This window comes from Ruegeria sp. CF2 (assembly GCF_056537385.1).
In genome coordinates this window covers 1,661,463-1,686,682 of sequence record NZ_JBQFRL010000001.1, presented here as the reverse complement: position 1 = coordinate 1,686,682, position 25,220 = coordinate 1,661,463, and the positions used below count along the sequence as shown (strand labels likewise).

28 protein-coding genes and 1 tRNA gene are annotated in these 25,220 nt (G+C 59.8%); 12 read left to right on the top strand and 17 right to left on the bottom strand.

All coding sequences use genetic code 11. From position 1 onward, the window contains the following. Positions 1-35: 35 nt before the first annotated feature. Positions 36-1,382, top strand: coding sequence for a phosphoglucosamine mutase (glmM, locus tag ACR0IR_RS08415; protein WP_170337916.1), 1,347 nt, complete (start codon positions 36-38; stop codon positions 1,380-1,382). Here glmM and ACR0IR_RS08410 read toward each other — a convergent pair. Beyond that, complete coding sequence (locus ACR0IR_RS08410) at positions 1,376-2,278, bottom strand: DMT family transporter (protein ID WP_480779055.1); 903 nt, start codon at positions 2,276-2,278, stop codon at positions 1,376-1,378. The two genes, glmM and ACR0IR_RS08410, sit on opposite strands and share 7 nt — an antisense overlap. A gap of 72 nt (positions 2,279-2,350) precedes the next feature. Then, positions 2,351-3,373 (bottom strand): ketol-acid reductoisomerase, encoded by a 1,023-nt coding sequence (gene ilvC / locus ACR0IR_RS08405; RefSeq protein WP_093962496.1) that lies wholly within the window; start codon positions 3,371-3,373, stop codon positions 2,351-2,353. Positions 3,374-3,504: 131 nt separating this feature from the next. Between ilvC and ACR0IR_RS08400 the strand changes: the two genes are divergently transcribed. Next, positions 3,505-3,960 carry an Lrp/AsnC family transcriptional regulator gene (locus ACR0IR_RS08400; RefSeq protein WP_170358599.1) on the top strand — a complete coding sequence of 152 codons (456 nt, stop codon included), beginning with the start codon at positions 3,505-3,507 and terminating at the stop codon, positions 3,958-3,960. Then, the gene (locus ACR0IR_RS08395) at positions 3,957-4,415 is read left to right on the top strand and encodes an Lrp/AsnC family transcriptional regulator (RefSeq protein ID WP_170363151.1); all 459 of its coding nucleotides are present in this window, start codon (positions 3,957-3,959) and stop codon (positions 4,413-4,415) included. The genes ACR0IR_RS08400 and ACR0IR_RS08395 overlap by 4 nt, the downstream gene beginning before the upstream one ends. Before the next feature lie 3 nt (positions 4,416-4,418). Here the strand turns inward: ACR0IR_RS08395 and ACR0IR_RS08390 are convergent, their stop codons facing one another. Then, complete coding sequence (locus ACR0IR_RS08390) at positions 4,419-5,120, bottom strand: GntR family transcriptional regulator (protein WP_170363152.1); 702 nt, start codon at positions 5,118-5,120, stop codon at positions 4,419-4,421. Between the two features lie 231 nt (positions 5,121-5,351). Here ACR0IR_RS08390 and ACR0IR_RS08385 point away from each other — a divergent pair, with 231 nt between their 5' ends. Then, positions 5,352-6,479, top strand: a complete 1,128-nt coding sequence (locus tag ACR0IR_RS08385; RefSeq protein ID WP_170363153.1) for an aminotransferase class V-fold PLP-dependent enzyme — start codon at positions 5,352-5,354, stop codon at positions 6,477-6,479. Between the two features lie 13 nt (positions 6,480-6,492). Here ACR0IR_RS08385 and ACR0IR_RS08380 read toward each other — a convergent pair whose 3' ends face one another. The 3 genes from ACR0IR_RS08380 to ACR0IR_RS08370 all read right to left on the bottom strand — a co-directional run bounded on the left by ACR0IR_RS08380 (position 6,493) and on the right by ACR0IR_RS08370 (position 8,780). After that, complete coding sequence (locus ACR0IR_RS08380) at positions 6,493-7,689, bottom strand: UbiH/UbiF family hydroxylase (protein ID WP_170363154.1); 1,197 nt, start codon at positions 7,687-7,689, stop codon at positions 6,493-6,495. Positions 7,690-7,763: 74 nt separating this feature from the next. Continuing rightward, positions 7,764-8,012, bottom strand: coding sequence for a hypothetical protein (locus ACR0IR_RS08375; RefSeq protein WP_093962490.1), 249 nt, complete (start codon positions 8,010-8,012; stop codon positions 7,764-7,766). Positions 8,013-8,135: 123 nt separating this feature from the next. Next, positions 8,136-8,780 carry a pyrimidine 5'-nucleotidase gene (locus ACR0IR_RS08370; RefSeq protein ID WP_170363155.1) on the bottom strand — a complete coding sequence of 215 codons (645 nt, stop codon included), beginning with the start codon at positions 8,778-8,780 and terminating at the stop codon, positions 8,136-8,138. 101 nt (positions 8,781-8,881) lie between these two features. Between ACR0IR_RS08370 and ACR0IR_RS08365 the strand changes: the two genes are divergently transcribed. Next, positions 8,882-9,529 carry a GntR family transcriptional regulator gene (locus ACR0IR_RS08365; protein ID WP_093962488.1) on the top strand — a complete coding sequence of 216 codons (648 nt, stop codon included), beginning with the start codon at positions 8,882-8,884 and terminating at the stop codon, positions 9,527-9,529. Here ACR0IR_RS08365 and ACR0IR_RS08360 read toward each other — a convergent pair. Together ACR0IR_RS08360 and carA are read right to left on the bottom strand one after the other, a co-directional pair. Next, positions 9,486-11,405, bottom strand: coding sequence for a glycosyltransferase family 2 protein (locus ACR0IR_RS08360; protein WP_170363156.1), 1,920 nt, complete (start codon positions 11,403-11,405; stop codon positions 9,486-9,488). The two genes, ACR0IR_RS08365 and ACR0IR_RS08360, sit on opposite strands and share 44 nt — an antisense overlap. Before the next feature lie 89 nt (positions 11,406-11,494). Then, on the bottom strand, positions 11,495-12,661 hold the full coding sequence (carA, locus tag ACR0IR_RS08355; RefSeq protein WP_170363157.1) for a glutamine-hydrolyzing carbamoyl-phosphate synthase small subunit: 1,167 nt from the start codon (positions 12,659-12,661) through the stop codon (positions 11,495-11,497). Positions 12,662-12,844: 183 nt separating this feature from the next. Here carA and ACR0IR_RS08350 point away from each other — a divergent pair, with 183 nt between their 5' ends. Next, positions 12,845-13,330 (top strand): GatB/YqeY domain-containing protein, encoded by a 486-nt coding sequence (locus ACR0IR_RS08350; protein ID WP_170338416.1) that lies wholly within the window; start codon positions 12,845-12,847, stop codon positions 13,328-13,330. 6 nt (positions 13,331-13,336) lie between these two features. On the opposite strand, the gene ACR0IR_RS08345 is transcribed toward ACR0IR_RS08350, so the two are convergent. The 3 genes from ACR0IR_RS08345 to ctaD form a co-directional block, all read right to left on the bottom strand. Beyond that, positions 13,337-13,828: a DUF2244 domain-containing protein gene (locus ACR0IR_RS08345; RefSeq protein WP_170363158.1), complete on the bottom strand. Its 492-nt coding sequence runs from the start codon at positions 13,826-13,828 to the stop codon at positions 13,337-13,339. A 43-nt stretch (positions 13,829-13,871) separates the two neighbouring features. Further along, complete coding sequence (locus tag ACR0IR_RS08340) at positions 13,872-14,471, bottom strand: 2-hydroxychromene-2-carboxylate isomerase (protein ID WP_170363159.1); 600 nt, start codon at positions 14,469-14,471, stop codon at positions 13,872-13,874. A gap of 155 nt (positions 14,472-14,626) precedes the next feature. Next, positions 14,627-16,285: a cytochrome c oxidase subunit I gene (ctaD, locus tag ACR0IR_RS08335; RefSeq protein ID WP_170337942.1), complete on the bottom strand. Its 1,659-nt coding sequence runs from the start codon at positions 16,283-16,285 to the stop codon at positions 14,627-14,629. A 292-nt stretch (positions 16,286-16,577) separates the two neighbouring features. Between ctaD and ACR0IR_RS08330 the strand changes: the two genes are divergently transcribed. Then, positions 16,578-16,997 carry an HIT family protein gene (locus ACR0IR_RS08330; RefSeq protein WP_093962481.1) on the top strand — a complete coding sequence of 140 codons (420 nt, stop codon included), beginning with the start codon at positions 16,578-16,580 and terminating at the stop codon, positions 16,995-16,997. Here the strand turns inward: ACR0IR_RS08330 and ACR0IR_RS08325 are convergent. Continuing rightward, positions 16,978-17,424 carry a MerR family transcriptional regulator gene (locus tag ACR0IR_RS08325; protein WP_170363160.1) on the bottom strand — a complete coding sequence of 149 codons (447 nt, stop codon included), beginning with the start codon at positions 17,422-17,424 and terminating at the stop codon, positions 16,978-16,980. The two genes, ACR0IR_RS08330 and ACR0IR_RS08325, sit on opposite strands and share 20 nt — an antisense overlap. 77 nt (positions 17,425-17,501) lie before the next feature. On the opposite strand from ACR0IR_RS08325, the gene ACR0IR_RS08320 reads away from it, so the two are divergent. Then, a complete protein-coding gene (locus ACR0IR_RS08320; protein ID WP_480779054.1) occupies positions 17,502-18,455 on the top strand; it encodes a cation diffusion facilitator family transporter in 954 nt (317 codons plus the stop codon). A gap of 314 nt (positions 18,456-18,769) precedes the next feature. On the opposite strand, the gene lipB is transcribed toward ACR0IR_RS08320, so the two are convergent. Both lipB and ACR0IR_RS08310 read right to left on the bottom strand, forming a co-directional pair. After that, positions 18,770-19,426 (bottom strand): lipoyl(octanoyl) transferase LipB, encoded by a 657-nt coding sequence (gene lipB / locus ACR0IR_RS08315; RefSeq protein WP_480779053.1) that lies wholly within the window; start codon positions 19,424-19,426, stop codon positions 18,770-18,772. A 39-nt stretch (positions 19,427-19,465) separates the two neighbouring features. Continuing rightward, positions 19,466-20,125 (bottom strand): DsbA family oxidoreductase, encoded by a 660-nt coding sequence (locus tag ACR0IR_RS08310; RefSeq protein ID WP_480779052.1) that lies wholly within the window; start codon positions 20,123-20,125, stop codon positions 19,466-19,468. Positions 20,126-20,267: 142 nt separating this feature from the next. Here ACR0IR_RS08310 and ACR0IR_RS08305 point away from each other — a divergent pair. From ACR0IR_RS08305 to ACR0IR_RS08290, 4 genes are all read left to right on the top strand, one after another. Next, positions 20,268-20,354, top strand: a tRNA-Leu gene (locus ACR0IR_RS08305). A gap of 249 nt (positions 20,355-20,603) precedes the next feature. Continuing rightward, on the top strand, positions 20,604-21,722 hold the full coding sequence (locus tag ACR0IR_RS08300) for a hypothetical protein (protein ID WP_170363163.1): 1,119 nt from the start codon (positions 20,604-20,606) through the stop codon (positions 21,720-21,722). Next, the gene (locus ACR0IR_RS08295) at positions 21,719-22,075 is read left to right on the top strand and encodes a hypothetical protein (RefSeq protein ID WP_217357063.1); all 357 of its coding nucleotides are present in this window, start codon (positions 21,719-21,721) and stop codon (positions 22,073-22,075) included. The genes ACR0IR_RS08300 and ACR0IR_RS08295 overlap by 4 nt, the downstream gene beginning before the upstream one ends. Then, a complete protein-coding gene (locus ACR0IR_RS08290) occupies positions 22,065-22,637 on the top strand; it encodes a hypothetical protein (protein ID WP_170363165.1) in 573 nt (190 codons plus the stop codon). The genes ACR0IR_RS08295 and ACR0IR_RS08290 overlap by 11 nt, the downstream gene beginning before the upstream one ends. A 76-nt stretch (positions 22,638-22,713) precedes the next feature. Here the strand turns inward: ACR0IR_RS08290 and ACR0IR_RS08285 are convergent, their stop codons facing one another. The 3 genes from ACR0IR_RS08285 to ACR0IR_RS08275 form a co-directional block, all read right to left on the bottom strand. Continuing rightward, a complete protein-coding gene (locus ACR0IR_RS08285) occupies positions 22,714-23,427 on the bottom strand; it encodes a helix-turn-helix domain-containing protein (RefSeq protein ID WP_170363166.1) in 714 nt (237 codons plus the stop codon). 72 nt (positions 23,428-23,499) lie between these two features. Further along, complete coding sequence (locus tag ACR0IR_RS08280; RefSeq protein ID WP_170363167.1) at positions 23,500-23,754, bottom strand: hypothetical protein; 255 nt, start codon at positions 23,752-23,754, stop codon at positions 23,500-23,502. Next, positions 23,751-25,178, bottom strand: a complete 1,428-nt coding sequence (locus tag ACR0IR_RS08275; protein ID WP_170363168.1) for a hypothetical protein — start codon at positions 25,176-25,178, stop codon at positions 23,751-23,753. Before ACR0IR_RS08275 ends, ACR0IR_RS08280 begins: the two co-directional genes overlap by 4 nt. Positions 25,179-25,220 lie beyond the last annotated feature (42 nt).

Here is a 25,220-nt window from a genome sequence, read left to right as displayed (position 1 = left end):
TCGGGTCGCAGGCAGGACTTTGTGGAGTAGCAGGTATGCGCAAGCTGTTCGGAACCGACGGGGTGCGGGGCACCGCCAACACCTATCCGATGACGGCCGAGATGGCGTTGCGGATCGGCGCGGCGGTGGGGCGGTACTTCCGCCGGGATGGCTCGGGCGTTCACCGGGTGGTGATCGGCAAGGATACGCGCCTGTCGGGCTATATGCTGGAAAACGCGCTGACGGCGGGTCTGACGTCGACCGGCATGAACGTGCTGCTGCTGGGACCGGTGCCGACACCGGCAGTCGGGCTGATGACCCGGTCGATGCGGGCCGATCTGGGTGTAATGATCTCGGCCAGCCACAACCCGGCCGAGGACAACGGGATCAAGTTCTTCGGCCCCGATGGGTTCAAACTGTCCGATCAGGCCGAACTTGAAATCGAACAGCTGATCGAAGAGGGGGTCAAACCCGCGCAGGCGCAGAATATCGGGCGCGCCCGGCGCGTCGATGACGCGCGGTTCCGCTATGGCGAGCGGGTCAAGTCATCTCTGCCGCGCGAGCTGCGTCTGGATGGCCTCAAGGTGGTGATCGACTGCGCCAACGGCGCCGCGCACCGCACCGCGCCCGAGGTCCTGTGGGAGCTGGGGGCCGAGGTGATCCCGGTGGGAACGGCACCCAACGGCAAGAACATCAACCTGGGTTGCGGCTCGACCCAGCCGCGCGTGGCGGCCGAGGCCGTCGTGGCGCATGGGGCGGATGTGGGCATCTGCCTCGACGGTGATGCCGACCGGGTCGTGATCGTGGATGAAACCGGACAGGTCGCCGATGGCGATCAACTCATGGCCCTTCTGGCTACCGCCTGGGCCACTTCCGAACGGCTGAAAGGCGGCGCGCTTGTTGCGACCGTCATGTCGAACCTGGGTCTGGAACGGTTTCTGGGCGCGCGCGGGCTGCGGCTGGAACGGACGGCGGTCGGTGACCGCTATGTGGTCGAGCGTATGCGGGAAGGCGGGTTCAACCTTGGCGGCGAGCAATCCGGCCATATCGTCATGAGCGACTATGCCACCACGGGTGATGGCCTGATGGCGGGGCTGCATTTCCTGGCCGAGATGGTGAATTCGGGGCGCAAAGCCTCGGATCTGGCGCAACAGTTCGAGACGGTGCCGCAACTGCTGAAGAACGTACGATACGGCGAAGGTCAGGCCCCGCTGGAAGCGGAGACGGTCAAGGCCGCGATCGCCGATGCCGAGGCGCGGCTGAACGGGCAGGGGCGGCTGCTGATCCGCAAGTCGGGGACCGAGCCCCTGATCCGTGTGATGGCGGAATGCGAGGACGACGCCCTTTTGGCACAGGTCGTCGATGGGATCGTGGCCGAGGTCGAAGCCGCCGCGCGTCAGTAGCCCAACAGCATCCTGCGCAAACTGAACCATTGGCTAATCGCCATTCCGGTCAGGATCAGCGCCAGCGCGATGTAGAACCGCAGCGGCAGCGCCTCGGACAGGATCCATGCGCCGAAGATCATCGACCAGACCGGCACCTGATAGTTCACCAGCGTCATGAAGACCGACCCGGCGCTGCGAATGATCGACACCCGCAGCAACGTCGCAAAGGCCGTTGGCACAAGCCCCAGCACGATCAAGGCAAGCGTGGGGCGCAGACCCCGCGGGGTGGGCACGCCTTCGGTCGCCATCATGATCGGCAGCAGGATCACCGCGCCCACCACCAATGTCAGTGCGGCCAGAACCACCGGGTCGATCGGCGGGCAGCGCCGGGTCAGGATCGACGCCACCGAATAGCAGAACGCCGCCCCGATGCAGGCCAGTTGGGCCAGCGGCTCGGCCCCGCTGCCCAGTTGCGCCAGTCCCGGGCCGATAAGCACCAGCGCTCCGGTGAAGCCCAACGATACCCCCACGAAACGACGTGCGTTCAGGGGTTCATCCGAGAAGAAATGCGCCAGCGGAAGAACCATCAGCGGAATTGCGGCCATGGACAGCCCGGCAAAGGCCGAGGGTACATATTGCTGCCCCCAGCTGAGCAGCACGAAAGGCAGCGCGGTGGACAGGATGCCGATCAGGATCACCGACCACACCAGACTTGGTGTCAGGCTGGGGATGCGCCGCCGGGTCAGCCCCATCAAGGCCAACAGCATCACCGCGCCCAGCGTCGTCCGCGCCGTGGCCACCGTGATCGGGCCATAGCCTTCCAACGCCATCGCGACGACCATGAAGGTCCCGCCCCAGATCAGGCCGAGGGCAATGACGCCGCTCCAGTCGCGTATGTTGGGTTGAGGCACCATCGCTGGCCGTTCATCCGTTCTGCATGAAAAGGGCGGCCACCGGGGCCGCCCTTGGGTCCAAGCCGTTCGGGCTTAGTTCTTTTCCTGATCGACCAGCTTGCCGGCCGAAATCCAGGGCATCATGCCCCGCAGCTTTTTGCCGACTTCTTCGATCTGGTGTTCGTCGTTGGCCCGGCGCGAGGCCTTGATCGTGGGCTGACCGACCTGATTTTCCAGCATGAAGTCGCGCACGAACTTGCCCTGCTGGATGTCGTTCAGAACCTCTTTCATCGCCTTTTTGGTCTGCTCATAGGGCAGGATGCGCGGGCCGGTCACGTATTGACCGTATTCCGCGGTGTTCGAGATCGAGTAGTCCATGTTGGCGATGCCGCCTTCATAGATCAGGTCCACGATCAGCTTCACCTCGTGCAGACACTCGAAATAGGCCATCTCGGGCGCATAGCCGGCCTCGACCAGGGTTTCAAAGCCGCAGCGGATCAGTTCGACCAGACCGCCGCACAGAACGGCCTGCTCACCGAACAGGTCGGTCTCGCATTCCTCGCGGAAGTTGGTCTCGATGATGCCCGAGCGGCCGCCGCCGATGGCCGAGCAGTAGGACAGGCCGATTTCCAGCGCCTTGCCGGTCGCGTCGGTGTGAACGGCCACCAGGCAGGGGACGCCGCCGCCTTTGACATATTCGCCGCGCACCGTGTGGCCGGGGCCTTTGGGGGCCATCATGATGACGTCCACGCCCTCTTTCGGCTCGATCAGGCCGAAATGCACGTTCAGGCCGTGGGCAAAGGCGATGGCCGCGCCGGGCTTGATGTTGTCATGCACATATTTCTTGTAGGTCTCGGCCTGAAGCTCGTCGGGCATGGTGAACATGATGACGTCGCACCAGGCCGCGGCCTCGGCGATGCCCATTACCTGCAGGCCTTCGGCTTCCGCTTTCTTGGCCGAGGGCGAGCCTTCGCGCAGGGCGACGACCAGGTTCTTGGCGCCCGAGTCGCGCAGGTTCAGCGCGTGGGCGTGGCCTTGGGAACCGTAGCCCAGAATGGCCACTTTCTTGTCCTTGATCAGGTTGATGTCGCAATCGCGATCGTAATAGACGCGCATTTTGCCGGTCCTTTCTGTTTCGATTGCTGCGGTTCTATCTGCAGTGATTGCTATTGGCGAGAGCGATGACATTGGATATTGACGAAAGAAGTGAAGAATAATTCTTGGAAACCGGAAAACTTGAAAAAGTAATGCTTGACGACATCGACCGCCGCATCCTGCGCCATTTCCAGGCCGACCCAAGCCTGAGCACCGCCGAACTGGCCGAGCGGTGTCGGATCAGCAATGGCGTGTGCTGGCGGCGGATCGAGAAGATGCAGGCCGCCGGGATCATTCAGGGGCAGGAGGCCGTGATCGACTGGTCCGCCATGGGCTATGCGGTCGAGGTGTCGCTGCGGGTGACCTTGGACAAGACCCAGCCGCGCGCCTTCGACGAATTCACCGAAGCCGGCCGCAAGGTGCCCGAGGTGATCGAGATCCAGACCTTTCTGGGGAGGGTGGATGTCCGCCTGTCCGTCATCGCGCGGGACATGGCGCATTATCAGCAGGTCTATCGCGACCGTATCCTGACCCTGCCGCATATCGCCGATATCGAGGCCCTTATGCACATCGCGCGGGTCAAACGGGACGAGGTGCTGCCGGTATGATCGAACTGGATGAACTGGACCGCAAACTGCTGCGCGCCTTGGCGCAGGACGCCACACAGAGCGCAGGTGCGCTGGGGCGGCGTTTCGGTCTGTCGCAGCCTGCCACCTGGCGCCGGATCCGGCGGCTGGAGCAGGCGGGCATCATCAAGGGGCGCAGGCTGCGCTTGAACGCCGAGGCACTGGGGTTCGGTGTCACAGTATTTCTGGGCGTCAAGCTGGCGCGCAAAGGCCAGGTCAGCCTCGAGGATTTCGAACGCGCCGTTAGCGCCATTCCCGAAGTCCAAACCGTGGAACACGTACTGGGCCTGTATGACTACCGACTGCGGGTGGTGGCACGCGATCTGGCAGATTTCGAGCGTGTTCTGCGGCGTCGTATCATGACCCTGCCGGGGGCCGGGGATGTCGAAGCAAACGTACTGCTGAGCGAAGAACGCCTGCCCGGGCCGATAGGCTAGCGGTCAGTAACGGGTACGGATGCAATAGCCCGGATGGTGGGTCAGGCGGGCAAACGAAACCGGCTGTCCGTCTTTCCAGGTCGTGCGCTCAAGCTGTATCATCGCGGCCCCGGTCGTCGTTCCCATGTAATCTGCCAAGTGGCTGTCGGCGGAAATGGCGTAGAGTGCAAGCTCGGCGTCAATGAAGGGGTTCGCATTCAACAGCCATTCATGCGGCCCGACTTCTTCCAGATTGGCATCTTCAACCTCGGGGACGGCCGAAATGTTGATCCAGCGTTCTTCGTGCTGAAACGGGCGGTTGTCGGCATAGTGCATGCACACCAGATGCAGGATCTGCGATTGCGGCGGCAGACCCAGTTGCGAGCTGAGCCAGCCCGGGCTCTTGTCGATGCTGCGCTCGACCAGGGCATAGCGGTAGGTCTGGTTCTGGTCTTCGACGATCTGACGGGCCAGCGACAGTTCCAGCTTGGCCTGTTTGCTGGGTGATTTCTTGACCCGCGTTCCGCTCTTGCGCTTGCGCTCGACGAACCCTTGCTCTGCCAGTTCGCGCAGCGCACGGTTGACGGTTGCACGCGCGCAGTTGAACTCTTCGGCAAGCTGGGTTTCGGTCGGCAGCAAGGAACCTTGGGGCCAGACCCGTGTCTCGATCCGCCGCTTCACTTCGTCCCGAACGAATTGAAAACTGATCCGCTTTTGAACGTTCACGGTCTAAAATATCCTTTCAAGCTCAAGATGTGTGTATCTGTTCAGAAACACGTCAAGGTGTAAAGAGAGAGGTGACACTAATTGGCGTCAATTCGGCCTACCAGGCTGTTGAATCGGGTGTGCAGCCAGGCTTCTGACCGTTGACTTAAGGGAAGCGCATGAGGGTCAATGAGCACTTTACCAACAGATGCAAAGCCTTCAGAAAGTGAGCAACCCAGAAAAGGAGACAACATGCCTGCATTGTTGAATACAGTCGATCCGGACGGGCTCGAAGAATTCTCGGTCGTGTTCACCGACCGCTCGCTCAATCACATGTCGCAAGCGTTCCAGCGGGTGATGCGCGACATCTCAGGGATGCTGCGTGAGGTCTATGGTGCGGACGGCGTGGCCGTGGTGCCGGGCGGCGGAACTTATGCGATGGAGGCCGTGGCCCGACAGTTCGCCCGCGGCGCCAACGTGCTGGTGGTACGCAACGGCTGGTTTTCGTATCGTTGGAGCCAGATCATCGAAACCGGGGGGCTGACGGCCTCGGCCACCGTTTTGAAGGCTCGTCAAACGGGGAATTCCAGCCCGTCGCCCTTTGCGCCGGCGCCGATCGACGAGGTGGTCGAAACCATTCGCAGCCAGCGACCCAGCGTGGTGTTTGCGCCGCATGTGGAAACCTCCGCCGGGGTCATTCTGCCGGATGACTATGTCACCGCGATGGCCGCTGCCGCGCACGAGGTCGGCGCGTTGATGGTGCTCGACTGCATCGCCTCGGGCTGTGCCTGGATCGACATGAAGGCCACCGGCGTGGACGTTCTGATCTCGGCCCCGCAAAAGGGTTGGAGCGCCTCGCCCTGTGCCGGTCTGGTCATGCTGTCCGACCGCGCCGAGGCGCGGCTGACCGAGACCACCTCGGACAGTTTCGCGCTGGACCTGAAGAAATGGCGCCAGATCATGCAGGCCTATAAGGGCGGCGGCCATGCCTATCACGCCACCATGCCCACCGATGCGCTGCGGGCGTTCCGCGATACGATGCAGGAGACCCGTGACTATGGGTTCGACAAGCTGCGCGACGCGCAATGGCGGCTGGGCAATGCGGTGCGGGCGATGCTGCGCGACAAGGGGGTCGTTTCGGTCGCGGCCGAAGGCTTTGGCGCGCCGGGAGTGGTGGTCAGCTATACCGACGACCCCGAGGTGCAGAACGGCAAGAAATTCGCCGCGCTGGGCATGCAGATCGCCGCCGGCGTGCCGCTGCAATGTGACGAGCCCGAAGGGTTCAGCACCTTTCGCCTGGGCCTGTTCGGGTTGGACAAGCTGTATGATGTCGACGGAACGGTGGCCCGGCTGAAGCGGGTTCTGGATCAGGTGCTGTAGGCCGGTACGGGCCTCAGCGCACGCCGAGGCCCATCTGCATCAACGTCTTGCGCACCACCGGCATCGAATAAAGCGCGTTCAGCCCGGCAGCGCGCGCATCGCGCAACGGCCGTGCCTCGACCATCGAGGCGCGGTTCAGCAGGTCGATCCCCTTGACGCGCAGTTCGATCTCGGCATGGCGGGCCTTGTGATAGGCCTCGAGCATCTGGGCATCTCCCAGACCGTCGGGCCGGGTCTGGGCCAGGTCCAGAAGGCTGCGCAGATCCCCCAGTGACATGTTCAGCCCCTGCGCGCCGATCGGGGGCACCACATGGGCGGCCTCGGCCATCAGGGCCACGCGCTGGGCCGACAGACGCTCGGCCGATTGGCTGATGATCGGCCAGATCGTCCGCCGTGAAGCCAGTTTCAGCGGTCCGAACAGGCCGCAGGACCGCTCGGTCATCGCGGCCTCGAACTCGGCCTCGGGCAGGTTCAGCAATTCGACCGCGCGCGGGCCGCGCTCCATCCACACGATCGCCGACGAGGGCTGGCCCTGCCAGTCGGGCAGGGGGACCAGAGTGAACGGCCCGCCGGACCGGTGGATCTCGGTCGAGACGTTTTCATGGGCGATCGGATGCGTCACCGCAAAGGCCAGTGCCTTTTGCCCGTATCGTGTGGTGTGGACCTTGATCCCCGCAGCCTCGCGCATGGGCGAGTTGCGGCCATCGGCGGCGATCACCAGCTTGGTGCGGATGCGCGTGCCGTCGGACAGGCCCACACGCGCCTCGGCGGTGCGGGTGAACAGGCTGACGGTGCCGGTGCCGGGGCGGAAATCGACATTCGGCAGTTCGTGCAGCCGGGCCACCATCTCGCGCCGCAGCAGCCAGTTGGGCAGGTTCCAGCCAAAGGGTTGATCCGAGATATCGGCGGCGTTGAAATCGCGCACAACGCGCGGCTCGGGGATGTCGCCGCCTGCGTCCACGATGCGCATGATCTGCAGGGGCGCGGCGTGGGGTTCCAGCCGGTCCCACAACCCGCAGTGCTGCAGTAGGCCGTGCGCCGGTTGCAGAAACGCAGTGGTGCGCAGGTCGGACCCGTCGGCGTCGCGGTCGGTGACGGGCGGGGTCGGGTCCACGCAGATCACGTCGAACCCTGCGGCGCCAAATACGGCCGCCGCGGTCAGCCCGGCGATGCCGCCGCCGGAAATCAGGATGTCACAACTGTCGGTCATCGGGTCACTCTCCGTTGCCTGCGGACCCTAGTGCGGTTCTAGGGCCTGCGCCAAGTGACATCCTGTCCCGTGGTCTAGCCGCGTGAAATCAGGACCAGAATCAGGAACATCACCGGCACCATCGCCAGGGCCGGCAGATACAGGCCCGGCAGGCCGAACAACAGGGCCGAACAGCCCCACATGCTGACCAGCGCCGCAACGGTATAGCCGAGATCCTCGGGCTTGCCATTGGCCGCATCGCGGGCCAGCCAGCCAAACAGGGGAATTGCAAAAAGCAGGCGCTGCCAAAAAGGCAGGCGGCCGGGCATCTCGATCGCGGTCATCGGGCGTCTCCAGTTCTGTTCGTCGCTGAGCCTGATGTAGGAACGACTTTGCAGCTGCCGAATGCGCGGATCGTCGCAGTTTCGGGCTGCGCGCAGGCGCATTTCGTCGCAGTTTCGGGTGATTCAGATCAGGCGCGCGAGAAAGGCGGTCAGGTCATCGGTGTGGTGGTGGATATGATCCGCGTCGTGTGGATCGGGGGCAACATGCACCGTGCGCATGCCCATGTCATGCGGGGCCTTCAGGTTGCGCGGCTCGTCCTCGAACATGGCGGCGCGGTCGGGGCGGATGCCGTCGCGGGCAAAGACCGTTTCAAACGCGGCCTTGTCCGGTTTGGGCCGATATCCCGCATGTTCGACCCCATAGATCGCGTCGAACAGCCCATCCAACCCGCGCGAGGCCAGAACCCGCTCGGCATAGGGCGCGCTGCCGTTGGTGTAGACGATGCGCCGCCCCGGCAGAGCCCGGATATGCGCGGCCAGCGCAGGGTCGGGTTCCATGTGGCTCAGGTCGACCTTATGAACCGCGTGCAGATAGGGCTCGGGGTCCAGATCATGTTCGGCCATTAGCCCGGCCAGCGTGGTGCCGTGTTCGCGCCAATAGTGCTGGCGCAGCCGGTCAGCCTCGGCCCGGTCGACGCGCAGGGCTTCGACCACGTATTCCGTCATCAGCACCTCGATCTGATCGAACAGGCGCATGTGAGGCGGATACAGGGTGTTGTCCAGATCGAACACCCATTGTGTGACATGTGAAAATGCGGGCTTGACCATAGGCTTGGGTTTAGGCCGCGGCCATCGGGTTTTCAATGGCGCACTTGATTGCAGGCCCATGGCCCGGATAGACAGGTCCGAACGAGGAGAGACCCGACCCAATGAACCAGTCCCGACAGCCCCAGACCGATGCCTACAGCCTGATCCTCGAAGCGATTGACGTGGGGGTGTACAAACCCGGCGACCGGCTGGTGGAAAGCGAATTGGCCGAGCGGTTCGGCGTGTCGCGCACCCCGATCCGCGAGGCGCTGCAGCGGCTCGAAACGCAGTCGCTGCTGGAACGAGACGGGCGGTCGCTGATCGTGGCCTCGCTGGACCACAACCAGATGGCCGAGCTGTATGTCGTGCGGCGTGAGTTGGAAGGGCTGGCGGCCCGACTGGCCGCGCGCCACGCCACGGATGAGGAAATCAAAGTCCTGCAGGATATGGTCGAAGCCGATGACGCGCTTGTGGATGATCCCGTGGCGCTGTCCCGGGCCAACCGGCGGTTCCACGAGCAGATCCACCTTGCGTCGCACAACCGCTACCTTGTGCAGCAATTGGACCTTGTCCATCGCACCATGGCTCTGATGGCAACGACTTCATTGGCCGCGCAGGGCCGCGGTGAGATCGCTCAGAGTGAGCATAAGGGGATCGTCGAGGCAATCGCGGCTCATGACGAAGAAGCCGCCGATCGAGCCCTGAAGGAACATATCTCGGTCGCGTTCATGACCCGGCTGAAGCAGGATGCAATCCGGCGCGAGAAATAGCTGCCTCGTCTGGCTGCACTTCTTCGCTGGCCTGCCCGTGCTGGGTCTTGTCCCAGAAGAACGGTCTGACCGCCAGTTCCCACAGCGCCTTGTAGGCTGCTGCCACGCCCAAGGGGTAGTAGAGTGCCATGGTCGGGACCCACGGCAGCAGGAAACGGCGACCGCCGGCCACCACGCCCAAGCCTCCAACTAGGATGTTCGCGGCCTCGGCGGTCAGGAACAGGTAGACACAGGCGTGCAAGATTTGCGGTGCCAATACAGCTTCGAAAGGGTTCGTCAGCCCCAAAAAGGTCAGCCAGAAGACCCAAAGTACCGGGGCGAGCAGGAATTGTCCGACCGTCCCCAGGAAAAAGGCTTGGACACCCAGAAAGCGCCACATCCCCAGATCGCGCATCAATGCCAGGGGCGAGCGCATGTGGACAAGGTACGTGACCATGAACCCTTTGAGCCAGCGCGAGCGTTGCTTCACCCAAGGCCAGGCGCGGAAATTGGCCTCTTCATACGTGGCGGTATTCACGATTTCGGTGCGATAGCCCGCGCGACTGAGCCGAACCCCCAAATCCGCGTCCTCGGTCACATTGTGAGCGTCCCAGCCCCCCAATTCCAACAGCTTGTCCCTGCGGAAGAAGAACGTCGTTCCGCCCAGTGGCACCACAAGACCCAACCGTGCGATTCCGGGCAGGATTACGCGGAACCAACCGCTGTACTCGATGGTGAAGCAACGCGAGCGCCAGTTGGTGCGCGGGTTGTAGTAGTCCAGAACACCCTGCAGGCAGACGACATCATCGGGCGCGCGGGCGAATTGCTCTACCACGGTCTCGATTTGGTCTGGCAGAGGCGCATCCTCGGCGTCCCAGACGCCCAAAATCTCTCCTCGGCAGAAATCCAGCGCATAGTTCATCGCCCGTGGTTTGGTGGTCAGGTTGCCAAGATCGGGCACCTCCAGCGTTCGGATCCAGCTGGGCAGGGTGGTCTGCGCAAGCGCTGACCGGGTGACGTCATCATGTTCTTCCAAGACCAGGATCACGTCCAACAGCGCCTTTGGATAGGTCAGGCGTTTCAGCCTTTGGATCAGCGCACCAGCGATTTCCCGTTCCTTGTGCAACGGCACCAGGATGGACACGCACGGCAGGCGCTGTTGCGCAAGCAGACCGTCTGGGTTTTTGGCCTTTTGGGGGAAGAGATACGATATCAACCCGGCCAGCCGAAGAATCAGGAAAAGGATCAGCGTTGAAACTGCTGCCCAGAACAGCAGGGATAGCCCGGCATTCGGTTGCAGACCCAGGCCCACAAGCGCAGCCAGCGCCAAGAGGGTCGGCAGGAGACGCGAACTCGCAGTCCATGAGCGGCAGCTTTGCGAAAGCGGCGCCCGCGTTTCCGCCGCCTCAGCCAAAGGTTTTGCGTAATGTCGGGCAATAGCTTGGTCGATGTCATCGGGTGCGGCCAGCACCGGAAGGACTGTCTGGGCGCAATCCGCCAACCCGGACCTTATTTCATCAAAGCGGTCTGGGTAGGCCGTCGCGACCAAAAGCACGGGCCCGACTCGCAGCCACGGAATGGCGTTGTGCGTCAGCCAGAACTGCATCGGGCGCAGCGCGCAAAGGTCAGCGGGTGGCGGCGTGTTTTCCAGATCGGCGATCTGCAGCCCATGTTGTTGGCCCAGCGCTAACAACACATCGCTGCGCGAGGCTATATGCTCGCCAACTAGAATTTCGCCTAGAAGAGCGTTCTGCCGCTCCTGCAGTTTCAGGGCGTGATCCAGTTGAGCGGGGGTAATCACCCCCAAGTCGATCAGGCAAGTGCCCAAAGGTTTGCGGGGGCCAATGCCGGAAACCGGGGTCGCAGGCCCGTGACCCAGAAAATTCAATTCAACCATCATAGAACCCTGCCCGAAGTGTCGGGTTAGAGTTGCTCAATCAAGGTTAATTCCGGGTTAACGTTGACGCGGTCCGCAAACCTGCGGGATTAAGCGCGCACTTTTCGGTCTGCCATGGCCGCGGCAAACCGTTCAAACAGGTAAAAGCTGTCTTGCGGGCCGGGCGAGGCTTCGGGGTGATACTGAACCGAATACACCGGGCGATCGGACATGCGGATGCCGCAGTTCGAACCATCGAACAGCGACCGGTGGGTTTCAACCACCCCGGCAGGCAACGATTGGGCGTCGACCGCAAAGCCATGGTTCATCGAGGTGATCTCGACCTTGCCGGTTTCCAGGTCCTTGACCGGGTGGTTGGCGCCGTGGTGTCCGTGGTTCATCTTGATGGTCTTGCCGCCCAACGCCAGTGCCAGCATCTGGTGACCAAGGCAGATCCCGAAAATCGGCAGATCTGTGGTTTCGAGTATTTCCTTGATCATCGGCACAGCATAAGTGCCGGTGGCCGCCGGGTCTCCCGGGCCGTTTGACAAGAATACGCCATCAGGGTCGTGCGCCAGCACCTCAGCCGTGGTTGCGGTTGCGGGCAGGACCGTCACGTCGCAACCGGCCGAGGCCAGGCAGCGCAGGATGTTCCGTTTTGCGCCGTAGTCCAGCGCGACGACCTTGTGCACGGGCGCTTCCTGACGCTGGTAGCCGTCCGGCCAGGCCCAGCGCATCTCGTCCCAGCGGTAGCTTTGAGCGCAGGTCACATCCTTGGCCAGATCCATGCCCTCCAGCCCGGCGAATCCACGCGCCGCTGCAACCAGGGCTTCGATATCGAAGTTGCCCTGCGGATCATGGGCCAACGCGACATGCGGAGCGCCTTGCTGGCGGATCGCACGGGTCAGCCGGCGGGTATCGACCCCACCGATGGCGATCCGGCCACGGCGTGCCAGCCAGTCGGTCAGCCGCTCGGCCGAGCGCCAGTTCGACGGCTCGGTCGGATCCCATTTCACGACCATGCCCGCGGCAACCGGATCGGCGGTTTCGTCATCGTCGGGATTGACGCCGACATTTCCGATATGTGGGAAGGTGAAAGTCACGATCTGCCCGGCATAGGACGGGTCGGTCATGATTTCCTGATACCCGGTCATCGCGGTGTTGAAACACAGCTCGGCCTCGGTTTGCCCCGTGGCGCCGAACCCGGTTCCGAAGAAGAGCGTTCCGTCGGCCAGAGCCAGACATGCGGTGGGCTTGGACGTGGCGTGATGGGCCATGGCGCGACTCTCCTATCGGGTAAATCGGCGCATAACTAAGGGGGTTGGTGCCTCGGGTCAACCCTGTTCAAATTTTGGGCTATTGTTGTTTTTCAATGATTTAGCCTTATGTGTCTGCTGTTGTGCCTCGGATTTTGTTTAGATATGTTCGGGGTTCCGTTGCCATGGGGATGGACAGAACAGATGGATATGCGAACTCGGGTGACCACTGCCCTGAAGCAAGCAATGAAGGACAAGGATGCCGAGCGTCTGTCGACGCTGCGGCTGGTCAATGCCGCGATCAAGGATCGGGACATCGCGCTGCGCGCGGCCGGAAACGAAGAGGCCAAGGGCTGCGATGACGCGGATGTTCTTGAGATTCTTGGGAAAATGAGCAAGCAGCGCAAGGAAAGCGCGCGGGCCTATGAGGAAGGCGGTCGTTTGGACCTGGCCGAGCGCGAACTGCGCGAGGTGAAAATCATCGAGGAATTCCTGCCCAAGCAGTTGGATGATGATGAGGTCGCAAAGGCCATCCAGACGGCGATCACGGCGACCGGTGCCGGGTCGATCCGGGACATGGGCAAGGTCATGGGCGAGCTCAAGGCCAACTACACAGGCCAGATGGACTTTGGAAAGGTAGGGCCGCTGGTCAAAGACCACCTGTGCGCCGCGTCGAACGGCGACTGCTGACGCACGTTATTCGGGTGCCGGTTCGCGCAGCCGCTTTACCAGATCATCATACAAGGCAATGCGTTCCTCCTCTGAGAGGAACGCGCCAATCTCGACCACCCGTCCTTCACCCGACAGGGTCACATAGTTCGGGACGGGTCCGCCGGCCTTGTGCATTTCCGGACGGGCCCAGTATCGATTGCAACTCCATTCCTGCTGACCGGTCCGGGCGCTGTGATGGATCAGGCGTGCTTGGGTTCCGGTAAGGGTCAGTACCTCAAACACGTTTCGGGACCGATAGTTCGCCTGGATCGCAAGCCATAGGCCCGCCACCGTCAACAGAAGGAACGGCAATAGCCCCCACAGCAGAACCGATCCCAGAACTGCCAGCAGGGGTATCAGTCCAAACAGGAAAACCGATAGCACGACGGCTATCGCGCCGCGCGGTGGCAGGGAATTGTGCGGCCAAAGGCGCAATTCCTGTTCCGAGTTCGAGCTGTCGTTCCAATGGTAGGGCATATTGCAAAAATAGCGCCTGCTGATCCGGTGTCGATTGCCAATTTCAAACGACGTGTCCGACCCTCGCCCAGGACAGCGCATCCTCAAGCCGGTCGTCGCCCCAGAACACTTCGCCCCGCGTGACAAAGCTGGGCGCGCCGAATACGCCCAGGCCCACCGCCGTTTCGGTTTCAGCTTTCAACGCGGTTTCGATTTCGGGGCTGCGCGCGCGAGCCATGACCGGCAGCGGGTCCAGCTGGCAACGGAACAGAGCCTCGGACATGGCGTTTTCACTGCCGGCTTCGATACCGTCCTCAAACCAGATCCTGTAAAGGTTTTGGGTAAAGCTCTTGCCCCATCCTTCCCGGATTCCCAGCAGCGCGACCTGGTTGGCCAATTCGAGGTTCGAAATCGGATAGGGGGCGGGCAGCTTGGCGTGGATATGGAACTTGGCTGCCCGGCGTTCGATGTCGCGCCACATATAGGCCGACTTGACGGGTTTGCCCGCAAACGGAATGTTCTTCTGTTCAGACATGACCGCGCGCACGTCGAAAGGGCGCCAGTTAACCTGCGCCTGATGTTCTGCGCACCAGTCGTCCAGACGCATGATGGTCAGGAAACTGTAAGTGCTGCCGATGGAGTACCAGAAATCAATATCGGGCATGGTGACCTCGGAGATTGGCCGGACATGCGGCGCCCCAAGGATACCCGATTTTCAACGATATTGCGACCGCCCGCGGAATGCGATGGCCGATAGAGCGCGAACAGTAAAAGAAAAACCCCGCCGTGAAGGCGGGGTTTTCTGTTTTCGGGAAGGGATCAGTGCGCGTGGCCCTTGTCCCAGTCTTCCTGCTTGGGCAGCTGCTCGAACGTGTGCTCGGGCGGCGGCGAGGGCAGGGTCCATTCCAGCGTATCCGCGTATTCGTTCCACGGGTTCGGGCGTGTTTCCTTGGCGCCCCGGAACAGGGCGTAGAACACGATCCCGAAGAACAGCAGGAACGAAGCGAACGAGACGAACGCACCGATCGACGAGACGAAGTTCCACTGAGCGAAGGCTTCGGGATAGTCGATATACCGGCGCGGCATGCCCTGACGACCCAGGAAGTGCTGCGGGAAGAAGGTCAGGTTTGCACCGATGAAGAACATCCAGAAGTGTACCTTGCCCCAGAACTCCGAGTACTGACGGCCCGTCATCTTCGAGAAGTAGAAGTACACGCCTGCAAAGATCGCGAAGACTGCACCCAGGCTCATCACGTAGTGGAAGTGCGCGACGACATAGTAGGTGTCGTGGTAGGCACGGTCGATACCGGCCTGCGACAGAACCACACCGGTCACACCGCCGACGGTGAACAGGAACAGAAAGCCGAAGGCGAACAGCATCGGCGTCTTGAACTCGATCGAGCCGCCCCACATGGTGGCGATCCACGAGAACACCTTGACCCCCGTCGGAACCGCGATGACCATCGTGGCCAGCATGAAGTAGGCCTGCTGGCGCAGCGACATGCCGACGGTGTACATGTGGTGTGCCCACACGACGAAGCCCAGCGCGCCGATTGCGATGATCGCCCACACCATCGGCAGATAGCCGAAGATCGGCTTGCGCGAGAAGGTGGCGATGACGTGGCTGATGATGCCAAAACCGGGCAGGATCACGATGTACACTTCGGGGTGGCCGAAGAACCAAAGGATGTGCTGGTACAGGATCGGGTCACCGCCACCGGCCGGGTCAAAGAAGGTGAAGCCGAAGTTGCGGTCCATCAGCAGCATGGTGATCGCGCCCGCCAGAACCGGCAGCGACAGCAGAATCAGCCACGAAGTGACGAAGATCGACCAGCTGAACAACGGCACCTTGAACAGGGTCATGCCCGGGGCACGCATGTTCAGGAAGGTGGTGATCATGTTGATCGCGCCGAGGATCGAGGAGGCGCCCGATACGTGCACGGCAAAGATCGCCAGGTCCATGGACATGCCGCCTTCGGTCGTCGACAGCGGCGGGTACAGAACCCAGCCCACGCCCGAGCCGGCCTGGTCGTTGCCGCCTGGGGCCAGCAGCGAGGCGATGCCCAGCGAGGTACCGGCGACATACAGCCAGAAGGACAGGTTGTTCATCCGCGGGAACGCCATGTCCGGCGCACCGATCTGCAGCGGCATGAAATAGTTGCCAAAACCGCCGAACAGGGCGGGGATGACCACGAAGAACATCATCAGAACACCGTGATAGGTGATCATAACGTTCCACAGGTGTCCGTTGGGCGTACAGGGATCGGCCATGAAGCCTTCCAGGCACATGTACTGAACGCCCGGATGCATCAGTTCAAGCCGCATGTAGATGGTCATCGCGACCGAGATGAACCCGGCAAAGGCCGAGAAGATCAGGTAAAGGATCCCGATATCCTTGTGGTTGGTCGACATGAACCACCGGGTAAAGAACCCGCGCTGGTCTTCATGATCGTGACCATGAATGGCTGCGTCTGCCATTTAGGTGCCTCCTGTTGCAAATAGACCGCGCAGCCGGACCTCTCCGGCGCGCGGGATTCCTGCTGGTTTTAGAATGCAAGGGGGCGGCCTTCAATGGCCGAGTTTGATCTGGATCAAGAATAATTGTCGCGGGGCAGGAGGACACCCGCGCGATATCGGCCTTGGATGACCGGTATCTGGGGATGATCGGGCGAATTGCAAGGACAGGGGCTGTCCAAGGGCGGAATCACGCCTTGACCCGCTGCGGGCTTGGCCGCAGAACAACACGCAGCCCCTTTGTCGGAGACCCACCATGACCGCTTATGATCCCGAAAACATCTTTGCCAAGATCCTGCGGGGCGAGATCCCCTCGACCCGCGTCTACGAGGATGAGGACACGCTGGCTTTCATGGATATCATGCCGCGTGCGGACGGGCACCTTCTGGTGATCCCGAAAACGCCTTGCCGCAACGTGCTGGATGCCACACCCGAGCAATTGGCCGCAGTCATGACCACGGTTCAGAAACTGGCGCGTGCGGTCATGCGCGCCTTTGACGCCGAAGGGGTGACCATCCAGCAGTTCAACGAGGCGGCCGGAGGGCAGGAGGTGTTTCACCTGCATTTCCATGTCCTGCCCCGGCACGAGGGCGTCTCTCTGCGCCCGCCCGGAAAGATGGGCGATTTCGACGAGATCGCCAAACACGCCGAGCGCATCAGGGCTGCGCTGGCGTGACGGGTGGAGGCGCCTGATGCGTCCCTGAACAGGCATCGTGATCCCCAAACGCCTGCAAGACTGAGCAGACGTGGTCGTGCTGCCCGTCGCAGGCGGCCGCGATCCGGGCAAGCTCGGTCTCGAGCCGGCGCAGCTTTGCAATCCGATCCTGCAGGTCCGCCAGTTGCCGCTCGGCGATTTCGTGTGCCCGGTTCAGATCGGCGCCTTGGGCGCCTTCCAATGACAGCAGGGCCTCGACATCGGCCAAGGGCAGTCCAAGATCGCGCGTGTGTTTGACAAAGTGCAGCCGCTCGAGCGCGGCGCGGTCATAGCGCCGTTGGTTGCCGGCGGTCCGTTCCGACGGTGGCAGCAGGCCCCTTTCTTCGTAAAACCGGATCGTAGCGACTTTGACGCCTGTGCGCCGCGACAAATCCCCGATCGAGAACATTTTCCGCAATCCCCCTTGAACCTCTAGTCACTAGAGGAATTAGGTATGGACCATGACCCAGACAAGGACACGACATCATGGCGCATGATCATTCCCACGCCGGACACAAACACCACGCCCAAATCGACGCCGATGCCGGAGACGCGCGGGTGGCATGGGCCATTGCGGTCAACATGTTTTTGACGCTGGCACAAGTGGTCGGCGGGATCTTTTCGGGGTCGCTGGCGCTCATCGCTGACGCGCTGCACAATTTTTCCGATGCAATTGCCCTGATCATCGCGTTCTTTGCCCGCAAGATTGCCCGGCGCCCAGCCGACCCGCGCATGAGCTTCGGATACGGTCGGGCCGAAGTGGTCGCGGCGCTGGTCAACTATACCACACTGATCGTCATCGCCGTGTACCTGATGTACGAAGGGGTGACCCGGTTCTTTCAGCCCGAGCCGATTGACGGCTGGCTTGTGGTCTGGATAGCGATGCTGGCGTTGGTGGTAGATCTGATCACCGCGCTTTTGACCTATAGCATGGCCAAAACCAGCATGAATATCCGCGCGGCTTTTCTGCACAACGTTGCTGACGCGCTGGGATCGGTTGCAGTGATCGTGGCCGGGGTGGCTGTGATCCTTTTCAACTGGACCTGGGTCGACCCGGCCGTCACCATTCTGATTTCGCTCTACATCCTGTGGCATGTCCAAAGCGAGATCGGAGAAACGATCCGTGTTCTCATGCTTGGCGCGCCGCCCGATCTGGACCCCGAGGAGGTCGCCTCGGCCATTGAGGCAACGGACGGCGTGCGCGAAGTTCACCATGTCCACTTGTGGAGCATGCAGGAAAACCAGGCGGCTCTTACCGCGCATCTGGTGGTCGAAGATTGCGCCTGGTCGCAGGCTGAAGAGGTGCGCGGTCTGGTGAAACAAGCAATGCGCGACAGTTTTGGGATCGGCCACCTGACGCTTGAGGTGGAAATGGCCGGTCGGGCCTGCCCACAGACCATGCGGTTCGGCCATGCCACGAACCAATTAGGCGAAAACTGAGGCCCCAAAAACGAGAATTGCCGTTCCGATATGGGGTCGGAACGGCAGACTCGTAACCAAACACTTGATCGATTTTCGCGGGCTGGCCGCGATCACCGGTTAACATACCACTCACTCTTGAACGGTATATTCATGATACCTCAAACTGCGGCTGTTGTGTGGAAGGAAGAAGGAGATTCCCTAAATTTTAAGGCAATTCGCGGCAATCTTCGGAAATTTGCGACCATATTGAGAAACAGAAGAACCCTGCATCGAGGATTGTCGTTCCGCAGGGTCAGATTCTGCGATTCGAGAACATGGTCGACGCGAAGGGGTCAGGCCACCTCGGGGCCAAAAGGCTCAGTAAAGGTTTTGCGCAGAGCCACATCGACATCGGCCATTGTCACCGGCAATCCCAGATCCACCAACGAAGTCACGCCGAACTCCCGGATGCCGCAGGGAACGATGCCCGAAAAATGCTCCAGGTCCGGTTCCACGTTTATCGAGATGCCGTGGAAGCTGATCCATTTCCGCAAGCGGATGCCGATCGCAGCGATCTTGTCCTCGGCCGGTTCGCCACTGACGGTCAGCGGCTTGTCCTTGCGCGGCACCCACACACCGACACGGCCTTCGCGGATTTCTCCGTGGACGTTGAACTCGGCCAGTGCCGAGATCACCCAGGTTTCCAGCTGTTTGACAAAGCGGCGGACATCATGGCCGCGCTTTCCGACATCCAGCATGACATAGACGACCCGCTGGCCAGGTCCGTGATAGGTGTATTCGCCCCCGCGCTTGCTGGCATAGACCGGGAATCGATCCGGGTCGGTCAGGTCTTGGGGTTTGGCTGATGTTCCGGCCGTATAGAGCGGCGGATGCTCCAAGAACCAGATGCACTCGTCCGCGGTTCCGGCCGCAATCTCGGCCACCCGCGCCTCCATGAAGGCGACGGCGGTGTCATAGTCGGTCAGTCCGTCGGTGATCTTCCATTCCATGCGCGCCTCATAGCCGTCCTGCTGTCCAAGCGAAAGAGGTTAGGCGGCCTCGGCCCGGCATCGCTGCAGGACCTGAGCGTAGGTCTCGGTGCCCTGCGCACCCGCCAGCAGGTACTTGCCGCCAAAAACCATTGCCGGAACTCCGGTGATGCCTCGGCTGGTCCAGAATTGTTGCTTTTGCCTTACCGGGCCTGCATGCGCGCCCGATTCCAATGCCGCGCGGGCGGCGTCTGGGTCGAGGCCGGCGGTCTGAGCGGCATCCAGCAATACCTCAACTTTCGAAACATCCCGCTGATCTGTGAAATAGGCCTTGAACAAGGCCAGCTTCAGAGGGTGTTGCCTGCCTTGCGTTTCGGCCCAGTCCAGAAGTTGATGTGCAGTGAAGGTGTTCACTATGCGGCTGTCGTCATTGAAATTGAACGTGAAACCCAAATCCGCACCCAGCGCGGTCAGCCGGTCTCGGGCTTGCTGGCTCTGCTCGGCGGTCGAGCCGTACTTCTCCATGATGTGCTCTCGCAGGTTCTGGCCATCTAGCCCCATTGCGGGGTTCAACTCGAACGGGTGCCACCGGAGCTGCGCCAGCACGTTCTCCTGCTCCAGCGCCAGATCAAGCTGGCGAAACCCTACGATGCACCACGGGCATACGACATCGGATACGATGTCGACTTGGATGACGGGGCGGGGATCGGATGTGGGCATCGTGTGCTCCTGCTGCGATGTGGCATCGGGTTTCATGACCCCACAGATATGGTTGCGGGCCGGGAATTCCAATGCGGTTGCTTTTGCCTCTTCACATCCTTTTGCCAAGCGTCTATACGCCGCCTACCAAGTCACAGGCAGTGCGGCCGTGGCGGAATTGGTAGACGCGCAGCGTTGAGGTCGCTGTGGGGTAACACCCGTGGAAGTTCGAGTCTTCTCGGCCGCACCAATAAATCAAAGAAAAATGTATAATTATAGTGTCTTAGGTGCTTGCCAAGTTTCTCAGACCACCCTTTAGACCACCTTCTTTCGGTTGCTTGAAGTTAATCGTTGGTAACCACTATGGGCGATTGTCTTTGATGTCGGGCAACTACATTCATAGTGTGTTATTTCCATTGAGAAACACTGATTTTCTTGTCGGACTGTACTAAGTCCAGATGCGACGTAACGTGCGTTGAATTCTCGTGGTGGCTGTGTGATGCTTGATGCACAATATGTAGATTTCTGGCTCCCAAGGGTTGATTCCATCCCTGCGGCGACAAGTGGACATAGTATGAAGAATGAAGTTTTCGAGGGCTTGATTAGCCAAGATGTACTTTTTGAAGTTCTGGAAAGTCAGGCAACACTGGATGCGGTGAGAGCTTTTTTGCGGTCTAAAAAATTACCGCATTCGGCATCAAGCTGGAAATCAATGATTGAGACAAGGGTCGAACCTGTCTTGGCAAACGGTTCAGTCACCGTTGATGAGTTAATCGGATTGATCCGTGAGGCTGAAGAACATGGCAGTAAACATGTCAGGCTTTTTCACTATGACGTAAGCAATATTGACGAGTTGAAACAAGCCATAGAGCCGCAAACCGTCGCCGCTTGGGCCAAGGGCAAGGGTTTCCCGGAGGTCGGTGAATATGTGTTTGCTGCGTTTCCTGAACATCCGGTTGTCGCGGAGGTCAGAATAGGAGACGGCGAGGATACAGATGCCCTGATTATTAAAATCGCGCGGACAGAGTACCGGCGAAAGAGGGGCGTTTTGACGGAGTATGACGGAAGGCAGGTGTACGTATCAGATCGCGTCCCGTTCCGAGCCGTTGACGTATTGAAGTTGCACACGAGTGGCCTTTTGGAGGTCCGCCTTAATCCAAGGAGTGAACCTCCGATTTCTTACCCCGGATTTGCAGCCTCTGTACTGAGCCAATTGGAAGGGCTGATCAATCCAACTAGGATAGGCGAATTAAGTCTGTCGAACGCCAAAAACTCGTTCTCGGACCTTCAGAAGAAAAAGGAGGTCGCGGAGAACTTTGAGTTATATGAAACTCAGCACAAGAATGACCGTGGAGACAGGATACAATCCACATCACAAGCAGATCAGGGGGGAATTCTTGAATCGGATGTGATGACGGAAGTGATCAAGCAGTTTACAGTAGGCGATCCTGAAGCCTACTGTGAGAGGGTTCGTGTCTCCTACCAATTCGGCGAAATTAAAAAGATCAATGCAATCCTCTCCGAAGATATAAACGAAATTATTTTTACTGCGGGATTGTCTCGGCAGGAATTTGACGCAGTGTTAATTGCAATTCTCAAGGTGAACAGCGAGGAATGATGTTCGGCAAACGTCGCATTGCAGGTTGGGAGAATCGACTCGATCTTGAAGTCGACAAACTCCGCAATGCTTCGACGTACCGGGAGCTTACGTTGAACAGGATCAAAGACCTTGTTGGCGCTCCAAACGATGCGGAGTTGTTGCGCGCATTGGCAAAGCGCGTATCGGAGGGAAATTTAAACGTCGTATACCGTGTGATATCGCCATGGACGAAAGCATCCTTGGCTACTTTCAAAAGCCCTCTGGATGTCCCGGAGGAAATGCTGGACGAAAGTACTGGTGAGATGGTCGACATAGATCGTTTCCGTAATGTTGAAGCCGTTTACGTCTCCGAGGTTGTTGGTGCCGAGTGAACAGACCCGCGCGGGGTGGTTCGCGCAATCGGAAAAAATCTACGAAGAAGTCAAAGTTCTAGACGGTCTCCAACAGTTTGAGGTGCTTCGGCATCGACTTGATGTAATCGAAAACGAGCACGCCAAGTCGGCCATCGAGTTTATGGTTTGGTCATGGCTGCGTGACGGAAAGCCGGAAAAGAGTGTTAGCCAAAGGGATTTGCTCACTACAAACAACATCCTCATTGCGACTTTTGTGGCAGTTTTCTTAATCGTTTGGCTGGAAATAGGCGTGTCGATAGTTTGGGCCGGAACTCTGGCGTTCGTAACGGTTGTGTTATTACGATTTGTATTCAGGATGTTTGATCGTGGTTTTATGTTCCGCCGCCTGTTCACAGCTTGTGTTAGTTCCGGGCTTTTTTTGATTGTGCCAGCCACATGGTATTTTGAGTTCGAAACTCGCTACGGCCCAGTGTCCTATGGAGGGGCGCCGGGAGGTGCTTTGATCATGATATGGGCGATTTGCACAGTTCTTACGTTTGGGGCGGCTGTTTGGGAGCACGTCGCTTCTGAACGAACCTAGAAAATCGAAATTCCCGGGTGCACTTTTCGCGTTAGGGTGAATACTTACCCAGCTTCAATTTTCGCTTCTTGGCGGATCAAGAAGACGCTGGTAATGCGCTCCGCCGCCTGCGGGGGGGTAAGTCTACTCGCGGTCCTAATGTAGGTCCTGTTGTGCCGTGATCAGATCGTATTTCTGATAGCAATTCGTCGTAGCGTTCCGGCTCAGCATCTTCGGCAACCTCTGCCTGACTGTCAGAGACCGAAAGCAGTTCGACCAGCCGGATTTGGAGTTCACGGACCAGCATCATGTCGCTTTGCTCACCGTCGCGCACTTCGCCGTAGGCATTGGCATCCATCGGGTTTTGGCCGGGACGCCCATACAATCCGATGCGTTCTCCCATTCTGGCGAACTGCGCTTCGGCGTTTGTCACAGTGTTCAAGAAGGCGCGTTTTTCTTTGGCGTCGCTTGCTGCTTGATAACCGGCCCATGCTTCGGCACGCACTTGCCGGAAAGAGGACACGCTTTCCATCACGAAGTCTCGTGGCTGCATGGATACCGCTTCCTTGCGCAGGTCATCCAACAGTCTCCGCTTCCATCTATATGCGGTATCAACGGAAATTCCGAACGCATCGGCAATGGCTTGGCCGGAATAGTTCTGCATCATCATCGGGTGCAGCAGTTGCCTGACAATTTCCCATTGTTGCTCAGAGCGTAGGCGACCAGATTGCCGGATCATTGCGGCAGGTGAACGGACATTTTCGGCGTCAAGTTGGGTTTGCTCGGGCGTTGGGCAGGGCTGCTCGGTCATTTTGATGCCTTTCGGACTTTGGGGGTTATTTGCGGCGTTAACCGGCATTGCAGTTCAGAATTGCACCCGGGTTCAAATGTCGATGTCCAACCGGGCGATGATCCAACCCAATGCGAAAAACGCCGGATAGAACAGCAACCAACCCCCATAAGTCAGGTAGTGGACTAGCGACTTTTCTTGTTCGTGGAGGACGCACACCATCGCGTCCACGTCACCGCCCAGCGCATCGCGTTTTCGACTAGGTAAGATGATTTTCTGGTATGTCGCGCGTCCGATCACCAGATAGAGGATCGTGACAAGGATAAAAACGACTGTGGCAATATTCATTGGTCTGTTTTCCTAATGGGGTTGGTGTTTAGTTCGGCCTGTTTGAGATGTCTTTTGAGAATGGCGCGGATGGCGTCATTCTCCCTCGTACCGGGTTCTGCAAAGAGGTTTTCGTGAAGGTGGCTAAACGCAGGGTGGTCAACGTTCGCGTCGGCAGAGGTTCGCAGATAATGCGAGAAGTCTGGCCCGTCTGATCGTACGGCGGGGAAGCCTGCACGCCAGTCACGCAGGACACGCCATGTGTTTATCGGAGGCGCGTCTAGGAGCGGGCTTGCAGGCGTTATTTGGTTTGGGTCAGCAGCAGCGTCTGCATAGGTCCCTAGAAGCGCGTGTAGCCGCGCCATATCCATCTGCTCTGCGATGCCAAGTCGCTCTTCCAGCCGGGAACGCGCGTCGTCAGCAATGCCAATGTCATTCCGGTTGGGATCGAACCGATAGCCGAGGAAATCCAAAGGCGTATCGTCGGCGTATTCGGGTTCACACATCGCAAGCGGACCAGCAGGACACCGTTCAAGATGAGCGGTCAAGGTATCTGCCATCGCCCGAGTTCCAGCAGGGGTACGAGCAGCAATGACGATGTTGTCAAAGCAGATCATAACCTTTGTATCAGCGCGATCTGGCAATCCGATAAGCAGATGCGCGAGAACAACACCGGAGGCCGGGGAGCCTTGCATAAGGCCCTTTGGCCCGCTTACATTGTGGTCAATCTCATATATACTCCCAGAAGAACCAAAATCCTGTTTAGCCTGCGAAGCATTGTCGGGATGGTGGGTCACTGAAAAGCATAGGCTTCTAGTATCGAGTGCTCGGCGGGTCACCTCCTGTGGCAATGGTAGGGAATACAGGGCGTCCGGGTTGATGCTCTGATAGCAGTCAATCACGTCGGTCTTGGCTAGGTAGACGTACCCGGAATTCTGAAGCTGTTTGAGTTGTCTGGCGAGGTCATCACGGCTTGCCCCGGGGATGCCGAACAGCTTGCCGTTGGGCACGGTCTGTTGGCTGATCACTTCCCGGATTAAGTAGTGCGCAGCCTTCAATGCCGGTGGCAACATGCAGATAGGACGCGAAGACCCGTCGGGTTTGGTCTTCGGATACCATCTGATCGGCGGATAGTCGGTCGCCCAAGCATTCACTTGCATGCTCAATGCTCTAACCTGATCCGGGTCCGCACTGCCGCCCAGCGCTTTGTATGCAGAGACGAGTTTGGCATGGGGTGACCTGAGAAAATCGCGGGCAACAGGTTGAAGGCGTTTCCCGGAAGTAGTGGCGGAATGGATAGCGTTAGCCCGTTCACGATAGACCTCAGATGCCCAGCCAATTTCTCGGGACCATTTGCGGTCCATTTCGTGCATTGAACCCGGGTTCATTATCGCCATGCGCTGGGCGGTATGCGTTTCATAAGGATCAGGCATGGTTGTTTGCACCCGGGTTCAAATTCTTCGGTTCCATGGGATTTGCGCTTGGCA